Origin of the sequence: Citrobacter amalonaticus (genome assembly GCF_018252635.1) — a bacterium.
Classification (GTDB): domain Bacteria; phylum Pseudomonadota; class Gammaproteobacteria; order Enterobacterales; family Enterobacteriaceae; genus Citrobacter_A; species Citrobacter_A amalonaticus_E.
Map to the genome: position 1 here is coordinate 412,239 of NZ_JAGTXM010000001.1, position 13,159 is coordinate 425,397.

The window sequence follows — 13,159 nt, forward strand, 5'->3', positions numbered from 1 at the left end:
ATGGCCAGGGTTAAATCTGCTGAGAGAGCCTTCCGCCTGCTGGAATTGATTGCCAGCCATCGGGAGGGTTTAAGCTTTACTGAGCTGCAAACCAGCCTCGATATTCCCAGAAGCTCCGCTCATAGTCTGATTCAGGAGTTTATCGATAACGACTATCTACTGTATATGCCAGACACGCGCTTATATCATGCGGGTCTAGCGCTGATAAAAATAGCCGCCAACTGCATTGAAAGCACCGATCTGGTCCGCGACTTGCGGTTGCTGACCGCATTTTTGAGTAAACGGCTGGGAAAAACCAGCCACGCAGCGATTCTGGACGGCAGGCAGGTGGTTTATCTGGCGAAAGCGCTTGCCCAGGACGACCTCTCATTGATGCGACATATCGGCAATCATCTCCCGGCGCACTGTACCGCAGTCGGTAAAGTGCTGCTGAGCCAATTCAGTGATGAGGAGATTATGCGGCTTTATGGGGAAACGCCGCTTGAGAAAATGACGGTTGATTCAATTGGGACGTTGCCGGTATTGCTTGCTGAATTAGGTGAGGTGCGCCGGCAGGGATACGCGATTGAGCAACGAGAAGCCAACGAACGCGCGGCGTGTATTGCTCTGCCTATTTATTCTGGCGCAGGAAAAATGGCCGCGGCGTTTAGTGTGACCGCTTTTGCCTACGAGTGGGAGTCGCTGGTGCTTGATGATGTGCTGGCGGTGATGAAAGAGTGCCGGATACTGGCGCAATAGAGACAGTTTCAGCATATCGTCGAATCCTCCCGGAGGCGATTGTGTATCTGTCCGGGCTACCTGCACATAGAAATCTGCGTCCCCGTAGCCCGGGAAAAGCGCTTGCGCCGCCCCCGGGGGAAGAGCGCAGGGTGTAGCCGAATCACCCCAGATTATGCGCACCAAGCGGCGGTGCGCCGAGGGCGCTTGTGAAGATCTCACCGTCGATTTTTATCGGACAGCGTGTGGTTTGCAGTGTTTTTCCACTTTTTAACCGAACTTCCTGCAGCATCTTCAGCGCCTGAAAGCCTTCGCTGGCAATTAATTGCTGCCAGTCCATCACCTGAGCGCACCAGATATCCTCCGCTTCCAGAATGCTTAACCACTCCTCGCTTTTCTTATGTCGCAAGTGTTCCAGCAGAACTCGTTTGATCTCGTCCCGACGGTTGAACCACTCCTTTGGTTCGTTAAACTCAAGCAGTGCCGGGCAGGCCAGCAGGTTACCCAGAAGCGGAACAGGCGCCATTGCCAGCGCGATAAAACCATCGGCGGTAGGATAGATACCATAGGGTGCGGAAATATAGGCGTTGGCATTATTGACCTCACTTCTGACCGGCGGCTGCTGGCCATCGTTCAGCCAGGTGGTTAAAACTTCAAACTGCAGGTCGAGGATGGTATCCAGTAAACTCACCTGGACCAGGCATCCGCTACCGCTGCTGGCCCGCTGTACCAGCCCGGCCATTAATCCCTGAACCAGATACTCTCCGGCGAAAATATCGCAGACGGAAAGGCCGAATGGAAGCGGGGGCTGAACCTTATCACCGTTGAGCCAGCACAGCCCTGAAAGCGCCTGTACCAGCAAATCCTGGCCCGGACGTGAAACCCAGGGACCGCTATCTCCGTAGCCGGAAATTTCACCGTAAACCAGGCCTGGATTGATTTCCCGCAGCGCTGCATAATCCAGGCCGAGGCGCTGCGAGACGCCGGGGCGGTAATTAAAGATAACCACGTCGGCCTGCTCCAGAAGGGGCCGTAGGGCAATTTTTTGCTCCTCGTCCTTGAGATTCACGGTGATGCTTTTCTTATTGCGATTAATCGCGTGGAACAGCGAGCTGTCACCATCAATCTGCAGCTCAGAAATATAGAGCTTACGACAGATATCACCGCCGTCCGGATTCTCAATTTTGGTTACGTTAGCACCTAAGTCGGCGAGTCGAAGCGCCGCCGAGGGGCCAGAAAGAAACTGGCTGAAATCCAGCACATTAATGCCTGTAAGTGGTTTCATCAATCAGCCTCCGCTAAGTGAAAGTCGGCCTGAATCTGCGCTGTATTTGCTCCTAACACTGGCGCAGGGCGGGAAGATGAGGTGCGCTTGCCATTGAAGCGCAGCGGCGATTTCAGCATCGTGATCGTTTTGCCGTCATCGAGTCGGACATCCTGAGTCATATCCAGCGCGCGGAATCCCTCGCTTGCCGTCAGCGTTGACCAGTTACTCACTTCGGCACACCAGTAGCCCGCTTTTTCGAGCCTTTCCAGCCAAAAAGAGGCGCTTTCCGCAGCCAGAATCCCGGCAATCACCTGCTTAATCTCATCCCGACGACTGAACCATTCATTCGGTTCGTGGTATTTGGTTAGGGCTGGGGAGCCCAAAATTTTGCCAAGCTCAACCACCGAGCCCATGGCGAGTGCGATATAACCTTTCCTGGTTGCATAAATGCCGTAGGGCGCGGCGAGGTATGCATGAGCGTTATTGTCCGCGCTACGGCAGGGGGGCTGGTGTCCATCGTTAAGCCAGGTGGTCAGAACTTCAAACTGCATGCTGAGCAGTGACTCCATCAGGCTGACTTCAACCCGCCCACCAAGCCGGGTTTTGCCGCGGCGGATCAGGCAGGCGAGGATCCCCTCCACCAGATGTGCCCCGGCGAGCGAATCAGCAACCGACAGCGCAAAGGGCGTCGGTGGTTGGTCCTTGTTGCCGTTTAGCCAGGTGATCCCTGACATGGCTTGCACCAGCAGATCCTGACCGGGCTTTTTAACCCAGGGACCCTCGGTACCGTATCCGGTGACGGATGCATAGACCAGTTGTGGATTGAGTCGACGGGCTTCTTCATAGCCGAGACCGATTTTGTCCATCACGCCAGGGCGAAAATTTTCGATAAGAATATCGGCCTGGGCGATCAGCTTCTTAACCTGCGCCAGCTCCCGAGGCTCCTTCAGATTGGCGATGAAACTCTCTTTACCGCGATTGATAGTATGAAAAAGCAGGCTGTCGTTATTGATCCACTGATTGTTAAGACTCAGGTTTCTGCTCGCATCCCCGCCCCCGGGACGTTCCACTTTGATGACCCTGGCCCCCATATCCGCCAGGCGCAGTGCCGCGGAAGGCCCGGCCAGAAACTGACTGAAATCCAGTACCACTAAACCTGTTAAAGGAAGCATAGCTACTCCATTAAGCCGCGTGATGTTTGATAAAGCGCGTTCATGCTGGCGAAAACGGCGCTGCTGTTGCCACCGTTCATAACATATTCCCGTACCAGATCGCCTGCATGATCCTGAAAGTTCAAAAATCCGCTGTAGCGTGGACGTTTAGCCGAGCGGTCAAGAGTGGGAAGGGTGTCGGCGAAGAAATCCAGGCTGCGGCGGTTCACTTCATCATCAAGCCAGGCCCCACGATGTCCCGGTTGGCCGCCATTATCAAAGAACAGTGTTTTTTGTACTTCCGCTGAAGCGGTATAGCTGGCATAGGCGAGAGCCGCTTCTTTATGCTGGCATTTTGCGGAAATCGCCAGGCCGGTTCCACCGAGTACGGTTTTCAGCGGTTCGCCGTGCCAGGAGACAACGTCTGTTGCTTTCAGCAGGTGACGGGCATATCCGGCGCGGGAATAGTTTGAATAACCATAGGCGAAGGGGCAGTAGCTCCAGTCATCGCGGGTCGAAAGAAGTTCGTGAACGGCGATAGGATCGTAGTCGAAAATTTCTTTCGAACAGTGGCTGGCCAGTTCGCGCAGTGCTTCAAGCGCTTCGATACCGGTGTCGCGGCTGGTGATATTCTGTTCATCAAACCAGGTACCACCTCGGGTGGCGCAGAGCATCAGGAAGTCCATCAACAAGTTGATCGGGATCCCGGCGTAGATGACTTTTCCGCTCCGCGCGAGGGCAAGCAGGTCTTGCCAGGTTTCCGGTAGTTCGAATTGACCCTGTTGCAGGTGATCCGGGCGATATACGGCGACGGGCGTTGCCGCATCGATAGCCAGAGCGCTTTGAAAACCGTTAAAAAGATAGCTTTCATGAGAACCGCCCACTGAATTTGCTGCCTGATCGTCAAGGTAAGCTTTTGGTAAATAGTCCTGAAGAGGCAAAAGAATCGCTTTCTCCGCGACGAACCCCGCCCACGGATGGTCAATAACCAGCAGGTCATAAAGTCGCGCCAGTTCATCCAGATCGCCATCGGCGAAGGCCTGCAATGAACGCTTTTCCCACACAATTTCGACATCAGGATTCAGCTCACTAAACCGCTGCGCGGTGGCCACTACGGATGTAAATCCACGGCTATGACCCCAGGTAATGCCCCTCAACGTCACCATAAGAACTCCTTTTTGTAATGAACTTCACATAAAATTGGTACTACCGCACTACCATTGAGTCACAGCTACTGATACTTTTGTAGTCAGATTAGGTGAAATTGTGATCGACATTGAAAAATAATAATTGATTAATTTTTTCGGTTGACCATAAAAAAAACGAGGATTAGTTTCCAATTAGTTTCTATCTGTGGTCATTAATTCACATATATGAACAACGGAGTAAAGATAATTCTTGAATACATAATCTAATTAACAGGAGAAGCTCTATGCTAGCGGGATTTTTTGTCTTGATGATCGCTTGTATGTTCCAGGGAAGCTTTGGTCTTGGTATGAAAAACTATCGACCATTTTCCTGGGAAGCCTTTTGGGTGATATTTTCCATCATTGGTATATTGATAATTCCTATTGTCTGGACGTGGATTGAAGTTCCGGGATTTTTTAAATATATACTGCTTACCCCTGGCTGGATTTTAGCTATCGCTGCTGCCTGCGGTTTTCTTTGGGGAATAAGCGCTATCTGGTATGGCAAAGGTATTGATAATATCGGTATGTCTCTGACTGTTGGGATCAATACCGGCGTGGGATGTTCTCTCGGTTCATTAATTCCATTATTTATTCTTAATAAAATTCCGCCCGCTAATTCATTAAGCTGGTTGCTGGCTGGAATGGCGGTGATGCTTATTGGCGTAGGGGTGATTACTAAAGCCGGTATTCTTAAAGATAAAGAATCAAAACAGGATGCGTCGCGGGTTAAAAATGACAAGTTCGTCAGCGGCTTGCTCATGGCGCTGGCTTCCGGGTTTGGTACCGCAGCAATGAACGTTGGTTATACCTACGCCAGTCGGGCCAGTGCTCTGGCTGTGGAGGATGGTATCAATCCGGTTAGTGCCAGCCTGATCGCCTATGTCATCGTTTTTGCATCCGGCGGCTTTATTTCTAATATCGGTTATGCGCTGTGGGTGCTGAGAAAAAACAATACGTTTAGTGATTTTGCCCGGCCGGGATCCTCCTTTGCATGGTTTAAGGCGTTGTTAACAGGGGGGATTTGGTTTGCTGCGCTAGGCTTATATGCCAAGTCAACCGCGCTGCTGGGAGACCTGGGGCCGGTGATCGGCTGGATAGCGTTCCTGTCAGGGGCGCTGATTATTTCCAACGCCTGGGGTCTGAAAACGGGTGAATGGCAAGGCTATGAAAAACCGAAAAAAGTTATGCTTCTGGGTAATGTGATTTTGGTTCTCTCCGTCGTTATCGTCGGATATGCCAACGGATTAGCTTAAAAAAGAGGATAAAGAAATGATAACGCAACTGGACATGCCGCAATACAGTAAACCTGTGGTCATTATTGGTGCGGGTGGGATCGTCACCGACTCGCACTTACCTGCTTATCGTAAAGCCGGGTTCCTGGTTCTCGGTTTGTATGACCGTGATTATCAAAAAGCGCAAAGCGTGGCCAGCCAGTGGGATATTCCTCATGCCTGCCAGACGCTTGATGAGCTGATCGAACTGGCACAATCTGAGGGCTGTGTATTTGATATTGCCGTACCAGCCTCTGAGATTTTGCCTATCCTGCAGAAATTACCTTCCGATGTCGGTGCGCTGATTCAAAAGCCGATGGGGGAATCTATCGAACAGGCGAAAGCGATTCTTGATTGTTGTCATGAGAAAAATATAACCGCTGGCATTAATTTCCAGCTACGTCGTGCCCCCTTTATGATCGCAGCAAAAAAAATGATTGATGAAGGTTTGCTGGGGGATATTCATGATGTCGAAATGCGCGTTATTTGCCAGACACCATGGAGTCTCTGGAAGTTTTTATTCGAAAAGGAGCGCATGGAGGTCAATTATCACAGCATTCATTACATTGATGCGATTCGTTTCTTCCTTGGTGACCCGGAGTCCGTTTATTGCAAAACCATGAAGCATCCTAAAATGATGGAGCTGGCGCAAACTCGTTCATCGATCATCATGGACTACGGCGATGTCATTCGCGCCAATATTCATACGAATCACGGCCATGATTATGCACCGGATAAACAGGAGTGTTTCTTTAAAATCGAAGGGACAAGGGGCGCGATTAAAATTCAGATCGGGGTTATTTTGAATTATCCACAGGGCGCAGACGATAAATTCGAATTTATCCTTGATGATGGTAAAGGATGGCGAACCTTACCTGTTGAAGGTACCTGGTTCCCGGATGCATTTATTGGCCCGATGGCTGGCATGCAGTGCAAACTTGAAGACCCGAATTATGTCTGGCTTAACGACATCAACGATGCGTGGAAAACCATGTGTGTCGTTGAAGCCTGCTACCAGTCAAACGCCAGCGGTGCGACCGTGGTGAAATACTGATTATTACGGGAGGTCCGGCATGTTGCACATTACCGATACCCATCTTCACCTTTGGGATCTGTCGCGTTTTCGTTTGCCGTGGCTCAGCGCGGTTCCGGTGCTGAACCATGACGTTAGCTGGCAGGATTATCGCGCGCTGGTCGAGCAGGATACGTGGTGCATCGATCGTGCGCTGTATGTTGAAGTTGACGTTGCGCCTGAGCAGCGCGGGTTGGAAAGCCATTTTTTGCACGAGCTATGCGCAGATCCGACGAATTTTGTTGAAGGTGGCATTGTCTCGCTCGACCTGCAACAGTCCGGGGCGGTAGCGCGCTGGCTGGATAGCGATGCATATCACCCGGCGGTGAAGGGCGTACGCCACGTACTGCACGTTGCCAGCCAACCGCCCGGAGCCTGCCTGACCTCTGACTTTATCGATAATGTCAATGCGCTGGGTAACGTGGGACTCTGTTTTGAAGTATGCCTGCGTAATGAAGATCTGGCGGATGCCGTGGTGCTGGCTGAACGGACTTCAACAACTCTGGTTTTAAATCATATGGGTAATGTTGATAGCGTTCGCCTTGCGGAAGATGCCAGCTATGCGGCGAACTGGCGGCGAAATTTGCAAGCGTTGGCGCTGCAGCGGCATGTCTGGTGCAAAGTTTCCGGCGTCAATATTCCTGCGGGTAGTGATTGCAATGGTGTTCGCCCGGTTGTGGAGCAGTGTCTTGAGATGTTCACCGCCGACAGGGTCGTTTTCGCCAGTAATTTTCCGGTCTGTTCGCTGAATACAGGGCTCGTCCCATGGGTCAACACACTTATACGCATTACTGATGCGCAGGGAAGCGCCTGGCAAACGCGTTTTTTTAGCCACAATGCGCAACAACTCTATCGGTTAAGGGAAGCATGACGCGAGGGTGTTTTTAACCGATATCTTTTAGAACATCAGGAGTGACACATGAGTACTACATTTAGCGGCATTATCCCTCCGGTTCCGACGTTGTTTGATGAGCACGAGCAGTTAGATCGGCTGGCTATGTCGAGGCTGATTGATCATCTGATTGCCAGCGACGTAGATGGTCTTTTCTTTCTCGGTAGCGCTGGCGAATTCGCGCATATGTCGGACAGCTTGCGCCAGGAAGTGATGCAGTTCTGTATTGAGTATGTCGCAGGCCGTAAGCCAGTGCTGGTTGGTATCTCTTGCCCGGGCACACAGGCGACAATTGAGTTTGGCCGTAAAGCGCTGGAGGCGGGAACGGATGGCGTTGTGGTTATCAATCCATGGTACAACCCGCTGGCCGAAGAGTACTTGTTCGAGCATTTCCGCTATATTGCTGAACAACTGCCGTTGCCCATCATACTGTATAACTTTCCGGCGCTGACCGGTCAGGCGATACCCGTCTCCTGTATCCAGCGACTGGCTATGGCATGCCCGAATATCGTAGGACTGAAGGACACCGTTGATACGCTAAATCATATTCGCGAGGTTATTCATGCCGTTAAGCCAATGCGGCCCGATTTTGCTGTGTTCTCCGGTTACGATGAATATCTGTTCGGTACCTTAATTTTAGGCGGCGACGGCGCGATCCCTGCAAGCGCTAACTTTGCTCCGGAACTGACCTGCGGTATTTATCAGCACTGGCGAAATGGGGAACTGAGTGAAGCCGTCGCTTTGCAGCAGCGGCTTTCCTGGATCCCTCCGCTCTATGGCCTGGATGTGCCGTTTTATAATGTCATTAAATATGCGTTGCAGCTGACAGGTCTCGATGTACCGGTTAATTCATTGCGCCCAACCGGACCATTAACGGAAGAACGGAAAATTAAAGTTCGTGAGGTGCTAAAGCAAAGCGCCATTATCTAATAAATTTATGAGGGTTAATATAATGACTATCCAACGGTTCGGTGGTGTAATTCAGGTTAAACCAGAAAAATATGCCTATTATGCACAGCTACATGCTAATCCGTGGCCGGAAGTGAACGCCATGATTAAAGCCTGCAATATCTCTAACTACTCAATTTACCTTAAGGATGGCTGGCTATTTAGCTATTACGAATATCACGGCGATGATTATCAAAAAGATATGGCGAAGATGGCCGCAGATCCAGTTACCCAGCGTTGGTGGGATGAGTGTATTCCCTGCCTGACGCCCCTTGATAGCCGAAAAGATGGGGAGCTGTGGGCATCAATGGAAGAGGTTTATCACCTGGAGTAACCGATTGTCGAGGTAAAAATTATGTTTATCGATAAATATTTCGAAGATTTCTCCCTGTCTGAGTGTCGGACAACAACGGGGCGTACCATCACTGAAAGCGATATTGTTATTCATGCCGGGCAGACCGGTGACTTTTATCCTCATCATATGGATGCTGAGTGGTGTAAAACTCAGCCTTTTGGCCAGCGTATTGCCCACGGAACGTTAACGTTTGCCATCGCCGTTGGGATGACGGCCGGAGTCATTAATTCTAAAGCCATGACTTATGGCTATGAGAAATTACGTTTTCCGCACCCGGTTTTTATTGGCGATACCCTGCGAGTAAATATATCTATTAGCGAAAAACGCGATCACCCGCGTAATGCAAAATATGGCTTTGTGACGGAAAAGCTCGAGGTCGTTAATCAACGCGATGAGTGCGTGATGGCGACGCAGCATGTGCTGCTGGTAGAAAAACGGGATTTTACGAATTAAATCAAAAGGAGTGAATCATGACCTGGAGAATGATACTTAATGAAACTGCCTGGTTTGGCGCCGGGGCGATTAACCATATCGTTGATGAAGTCAAACGCAGAGGATACAAAAAAGGGCTGGTGGTGACGGATCGGGTACTGGTGGAGTGTGGTGCGGTGGATAAAGTCACCTCTCTGCTGACGTACGCTGGGCTGGAGTTTGACGTTTTCGCCGACGTTCTGCCTAACCCGACTATTGCCATGGTACAGAAGGGGGTTGAGGTATTTAAACGCGCTTCGGCTGACTACCTGGTCGCCATTGGCGGCGGATCTCCACAGGATACCTGCAAAGCCATCGGGATTATTATTAATAACCCGGAATTTGCCGATGTTCGCAGCCTGGAAGGATTTGCCGCCACCCGGAAGCCCAGTGTTCCGATTATCGCTGTGCCAACCACTGCGGGTACCGCTGCGGAAGTGACTATCAACTATGTCATCACCGATGAAGAGAAGCGGCGGAAATTTGTTTGTATCGATCCGCATGACATTCCGCTGGTTTCGATCATTGATTCCGACATGATGGCCACCATGCCGCCAGCCTTAAAAGCCGCCACCGGGATAGACGCGTTGACACATGCGATTGAGGGATTCACGACCCGAGGGGCATGGGAGATGACGGATATGCTGCATCTGAAAGCGATATCGTTGATTTCCCGTAGCCTGGTCGATTCCGTGGCCGGTAAATCTGAAGGAGGCGAGGGGATGGCGCTGGCGCAGTATATTGCCGGGATGGGCTTTTCTAACGTGGGGTTAGGTCTGGTTCATGGGATGGCACATCCATTGGGGGCGTTCTATAACATGCCCCACGGTGTTGCCAACGCCATTCTGCTGCCGCATGTCATGGAATGGAATGCCGACTATACCGGGGAGAAATATCGCGACATAGCCCATGCGATGGGAGTAGAAAATGCGCATAGCGTGAACCTTGCTGATGCCCGTAGGCTAGCTGTTGATGCTGTGCGCGCATTGTGTCGTGAGGTAGGCATTCCTCAAGGGCTTACGCTCGCGGGCGCAAGCAAGGAGGATATTCCTCAGCTGGCGCAGGCGGCTCTGGACGATGTTTGTACGGGCGGCAACCCACGAACGGCCTCTTTAGAAGAAATTAAAGCGCTCTATGAACTGGCGATGTGACAGTTTTCGGAAATTTGGCATCGTACTAGAGATAGAATAATGTATGTTCTTATAGAACAGCTATGAGAATGTATACGAGTTAAGGTACCTCTGGTTTTTGTAAATAATTCAGAGGTACCTGTGAAGCCTGTTTTGATATACAAGATAAATAGTGATTTAATTTCATGTTAAAGCCGCCTTGGGGATTTTCCTTGTGATGGGAAATATCCTAAATAATATCTTTTTTTGACTGTTCAAGCTGGTTTTCTAATTAATTTCAATCTAAACAAAGGATAAATGAGCTTATTTAAACGATGCTGTCAGATATGTGATATGTGACTATATTGTTGTTTCGTGTTTGTCTTTTGTATTGCTACGCTCTCACTGGTTATATGTTAAACATTATGATTATAAAGTAATTGTCATCTTTTCTGTTAACAATATGATCTGATTTAACGATAGAAAAACGAACGATGATAGGTGTCACATATCATGTGGTGCAGAATTGATCAGTTATATCTTTTTGCGGAAATTTTATAATTACATGTATATTCTAAATCGACGGTATGGCTACGGTTCCATTTTCTTTTAGTGAAAAATCTATTTTGAAAGAGTAAGTTTACCGTTTTTTTATTTTCTATTTCCTCCTTATATTGTTCAAAGAGGGGTGCGCAGGTGTTTAACGTGTGCACGGTTTTTTTTATGGTCTTAATTTTATAAATGGAGTTTTATCCATGCAGATGAAATATGTCTCATTATCTGCCTGTTTTGGTATGGCGCTGTTATCCATACCGGCAATAGCGTCAGATACCGGAACCATCACTTTCACGGGTTCCATTGTTGGTACCACATGTAATGTGAATATTGGTGGCGTAGGAAAGAATGCTGATGTTTCTCTACGTTCCGGGAATGCCACTGCTCTGGTTGCTCCAGGGTCAACCGATGGTGATACCCGTTTTTCACTGCAGTTGAGTGGCTGCGCAGGAGGGGCACCGGAAGCCACCGCGGCGAAGGCCTTTTTCCAGCCCGGGAGTACCGTTACGGCGGACGGGCGTTTGATGAACACTGCGGTTACAGATGCGGCAACAAAACTCACTGAGCAGAAGGTCCGCTCTGAGCGAAGAACGGAAGTTTAAATTTCGTTATAAATTGACATACCTAGTGTGAAAAAAGTAATAAAGATGCAACTAAACGATTGTGCTCACATCTAGATTCAAAAAATGAAGAGATATCTCAAGATGTGGAGTCGTGTTGCCGATATACATTAGTCAATAAGCTATGGGAGCTAAGCATGTTAAGAAACATGACTGACTTAGAACAAATAACCGCACTATTGTTAGTCGAAGCCGGTGAGTGTGCACGCTGGGAATACTCTGCTTCACTTCATTGCCCTAAAGGTCCGCTACTCGAATTCAGTACAGAAAAACTAGAGAACCGAGCAAATCCCTCTTCAGCATTGCTGGACTCAATCAGTAATCGGCCTAACTTTGTTTTGCATCATAACCACCTGAGCGGGGAGTCCTTGAGCTTCGCTGATTGGCGAGGAGCATCCGTTTACTTCAATGAGATATACGCACACTGCAATGATGGAACCTCGTATTATGGTAGAGTGTTAAATAAAGAGAAAGTGTTGTCAGTAATACAAAATAAAAAAGACTTCATAGAGATGAATGCTGAGAACCATCTCTTTAATTATACAAACAACATTCAACTTGATGCTTTTTTTAGAAAAGAAGTAATTTGTAGGGCTTTGAAAATCAGAGGGTACGTAGAGTATGGGTATTTATGGGGGGCGAAACAGGTTAACCATCAAGCTATTTTGACAATGAATATCCCTGGTATCCAAAGCATAGGGCAATTGGGAACTGCCTATGAGCGATGGATTCAATCTGCAGCCCTTGATTTATCAAAAGATAACTGGTGACCAGTCCTGCTAAGGGGATAGCCTGATGTTATTAAATTCCGCTTGTGACATACAGTGAGCAGAGTTAGGATAGGACTGAAAATGCTGCGAATTTGGTTGCGCTCCACTACCGGAGCAGAGTTCAACTCTGATATTATCACCTACTTTCATGAGGGTTAAATTATCATGTATGAAGTTTTTTCGCGCCAATCATTACCGTCAAAAAAATATAGAGAACTTGTTGGCACTGCCGTTTGTGTTTTCAACTCCAACAATGGTTTTATCATTGAAAATATTTTAAGGGAAGATGATGATGAAAGTTACAACTGGTATGCGTTAATAGATAAAACTTCTGGCCAGCTTAAAATCCCTATCAAAGAAACCATTTCAAAAAAATCAGACGATACTATTGCTACTCTTTTTGAAGAGCTTGTCATTATCCGCAATAGGATAATGCATAGTTTTCGCATCACCGCTCCGGAAGGTATCTCATCAGATAATGATAACCAGATGTTAGCAACTAAGTATAAGGATGGAAATCAAGTAATAATAACTGAAGAGTATTTATTAGACTTCATAAAAAAGAATGAAGAGCTATCTTCAAAATTACATGAATTTAGAGGTTTCTGAAAAATTAATATTTATCCTTTTTCTTGTATAAAATCTCACTTGTAATAAATAATGGATGAACTCCAGTCAGGGTTTAATCTTTCATATTCTATTGGAAATATATCCCATATGACTTGTTTCTCGTAGATGATCTCATCATCACGTTAGTAACGTCCGCTCCTG

14 protein-coding genes are annotated in these 13,159 nt (G+C 48.5%); 11 read left to right on the plus strand and 3 right to left on the minus strand.

Translation table 11 applies throughout. The annotated features are described in order from the left end of the window. Positions 1 to 738, plus strand: coding sequence for an IclR family transcriptional regulator (locus KE671_RS22755; protein ID WP_241029709.1), 738 nt, complete (start codon positions 1 to 3; stop codon positions 736 to 738). A 142-nt stretch (positions 739 to 880) separates the two neighbouring features. Here the strand turns inward: KE671_RS22755 and KE671_RS01875 are convergent, their stop codons facing one another. Genes KE671_RS01875 through KE671_RS01885 form a run of 3 tightly spaced genes read right to left on the minus strand, consistent with a single transcriptional unit; the run spans position 881 to position 4,301 of the window. Further along, positions 881 to 2,002: a CaiB/BaiF CoA transferase family protein gene (locus KE671_RS01875; protein ID WP_206161470.1), complete on the minus strand. Its 1,122-nt coding sequence runs from the start codon at positions 2,000 to 2,002 to the stop codon at positions 881 to 883. Next, positions 2,002 to 3,156, minus strand: a complete 1,155-nt coding sequence (locus KE671_RS01880) for a CaiB/BaiF CoA transferase family protein (protein WP_206161471.1) — start codon at positions 3,154 to 3,156, stop codon at positions 2,002 to 2,004. Before KE671_RS01880 ends, KE671_RS01875 begins: the two co-directional genes overlap by 1 nt. Positions 3,157 to 3,158: 2 nt before the next feature. After that, positions 3,159 to 4,301 (minus strand): extracellular solute-binding protein, encoded by a 1,143-nt coding sequence (locus KE671_RS01885; protein WP_206161472.1) that lies wholly within the window; start codon positions 4,299 to 4,301, stop codon positions 3,159 to 3,161. Between the two features lie 266 nt (positions 4,302 to 4,567). On the opposite strand from KE671_RS01885, the gene KE671_RS01890 reads away from it, so the two are divergent. The 10 genes from KE671_RS01890 to KE671_RS01935 all read left to right on the plus strand — a co-directional run bounded on the left by KE671_RS01890 (position 4,568) and on the right by KE671_RS01935 (position 12,997). After that, positions 4,568 to 5,578, plus strand: a complete 1,011-nt coding sequence (locus KE671_RS01890; protein WP_200119375.1) for an L-rhamnose/proton symporter RhaT — start codon at positions 4,568 to 4,570, stop codon at positions 5,576 to 5,578. Between the two features lie 16 nt (positions 5,579 to 5,594). Further along, on the plus strand, positions 5,595 to 6,650 hold the full coding sequence (locus tag KE671_RS01895; RefSeq protein ID WP_054176811.1) for a Gfo/Idh/MocA family protein: 1,056 nt from the start codon (positions 5,595 to 5,597) through the stop codon (positions 6,648 to 6,650). Between the two features lie 19 nt (positions 6,651 to 6,669). Beyond that, positions 6,670 to 7,539 (plus strand): amidohydrolase family protein, encoded by an 870-nt coding sequence (locus KE671_RS01900; RefSeq protein WP_200119374.1) that lies wholly within the window; start codon positions 6,670 to 6,672, stop codon positions 7,537 to 7,539. Between the two features lie 48 nt (positions 7,540 to 7,587). Beyond that, the gene (locus KE671_RS01905; RefSeq protein WP_042324725.1) at positions 7,588 to 8,490 is read left to right on the plus strand and encodes a dihydrodipicolinate synthase family protein; all 903 of its coding nucleotides are present in this window, start codon (positions 7,588 to 7,590) and stop codon (positions 8,488 to 8,490) included. Between the two features lie 22 nt (positions 8,491 to 8,512). After that, complete coding sequence (locus KE671_RS01910; protein ID WP_206161473.1) at positions 8,513 to 8,842, plus strand: L-rhamnose mutarotase; 330 nt, start codon at positions 8,513 to 8,515, stop codon at positions 8,840 to 8,842. 21 nt (positions 8,843 to 8,863) lie between these two features. Beyond that, positions 8,864 to 9,316 carry a MaoC/PaaZ C-terminal domain-containing protein gene (locus KE671_RS01915; protein ID WP_042324723.1) on the plus strand — a complete coding sequence of 151 codons (453 nt, stop codon included), beginning with the start codon at positions 8,864 to 8,866 and terminating at the stop codon, positions 9,314 to 9,316. Between the two features lie 17 nt (positions 9,317 to 9,333). Further along, a complete protein-coding gene (fucO, locus tag KE671_RS01920) occupies positions 9,334 to 10,485 on the plus strand; it encodes a lactaldehyde reductase (protein WP_042324719.1) in 1,152 nt (383 codons plus the stop codon). A 713-nt stretch (positions 10,486 to 11,198) separates the two neighbouring features. After that, positions 11,199 to 11,600: a fimbrial protein gene (locus tag KE671_RS01925; protein WP_206161474.1), complete on the plus strand. Its 402-nt coding sequence runs from the start codon at positions 11,199 to 11,201 to the stop codon at positions 11,598 to 11,600. A 167-nt stretch (positions 11,601 to 11,767) separates the two neighbouring features. After that, on the plus strand, positions 11,768 to 12,388 hold the full coding sequence (locus KE671_RS01930; RefSeq protein WP_206161475.1) for a hypothetical protein: 621 nt from the start codon (positions 11,768 to 11,770) through the stop codon (positions 12,386 to 12,388). Positions 12,389 to 12,553: 165 nt separating this feature from the next. Next, a complete protein-coding gene (locus KE671_RS01935) occupies positions 12,554 to 12,997 on the plus strand; it encodes a hypothetical protein (protein WP_060660470.1) in 444 nt (147 codons plus the stop codon). Positions 12,998 to 13,159 lie beyond the last annotated feature (162 nt).

Coding starts and splice junctions, on each gene's coding strand:
- KE671_RS22755 (WP_241029709.1), top strand. CDS start 1: ATGGCCAGGGTTAAATCTGCTGAGAGAGCCTTCCGCCTGCTGGAATTG.
- KE671_RS01875 (WP_206161470.1), bottom strand. CDS start 2,002: ATGAAACCACTTACAGGCATTAATGTGCTGGATTTCAGCCAGTTTCTT.
- KE671_RS01880 (WP_206161471.1), bottom strand. CDS start 3,156: ATGCTTCCTTTAACAGGTTTAGTGGTACTGGATTTCAGTCAGTTTCTG.
- KE671_RS01885 (WP_206161472.1), bottom strand. CDS start 4,301: ATGGTGACGTTGAGGGGCATTACCTGGGGTCATAGCCGTGGATTTACA.
- KE671_RS01890 (WP_200119375.1), top strand. CDS start 4,568: ATGCTAGCGGGATTTTTTGTCTTGATGATCGCTTGTATGTTCCAGGGA.
- KE671_RS01895 (WP_054176811.1), top strand. CDS start 5,595: ATGATAACGCAACTGGACATGCCGCAATACAGTAAACCTGTGGTCATT.
- KE671_RS01900 (WP_200119374.1), top strand. CDS start 6,670: ATGTTGCACATTACCGATACCCATCTTCACCTTTGGGATCTGTCGCGT.
- KE671_RS01905 (WP_042324725.1), top strand. CDS start 7,588: ATGAGTACTACATTTAGCGGCATTATCCCTCCGGTTCCGACGTTGTTT.
- KE671_RS01910 (WP_206161473.1), top strand. CDS start 8,513: ATGACTATCCAACGGTTCGGTGGTGTAATTCAGGTTAAACCAGAAAAA.
- KE671_RS01915 (WP_042324723.1), top strand. CDS start 8,864: ATGTTTATCGATAAATATTTCGAAGATTTCTCCCTGTCTGAGTGTCGG.
- fucO (WP_042324719.1), top strand. CDS start 9,334: ATGACCTGGAGAATGATACTTAATGAAACTGCCTGGTTTGGCGCCGGG.
- KE671_RS01925 (WP_206161474.1), top strand. CDS start 11,199: ATGCAGATGAAATATGTCTCATTATCTGCCTGTTTTGGTATGGCGCTG.
- KE671_RS01930 (WP_206161475.1), top strand. CDS start 11,768: ATGACTGACTTAGAACAAATAACCGCACTATTGTTAGTCGAAGCCGGT.
- KE671_RS01935 (WP_060660470.1), top strand. CDS start 12,554: ATGTATGAAGTTTTTTCGCGCCAATCATTACCGTCAAAAAAATATAGA.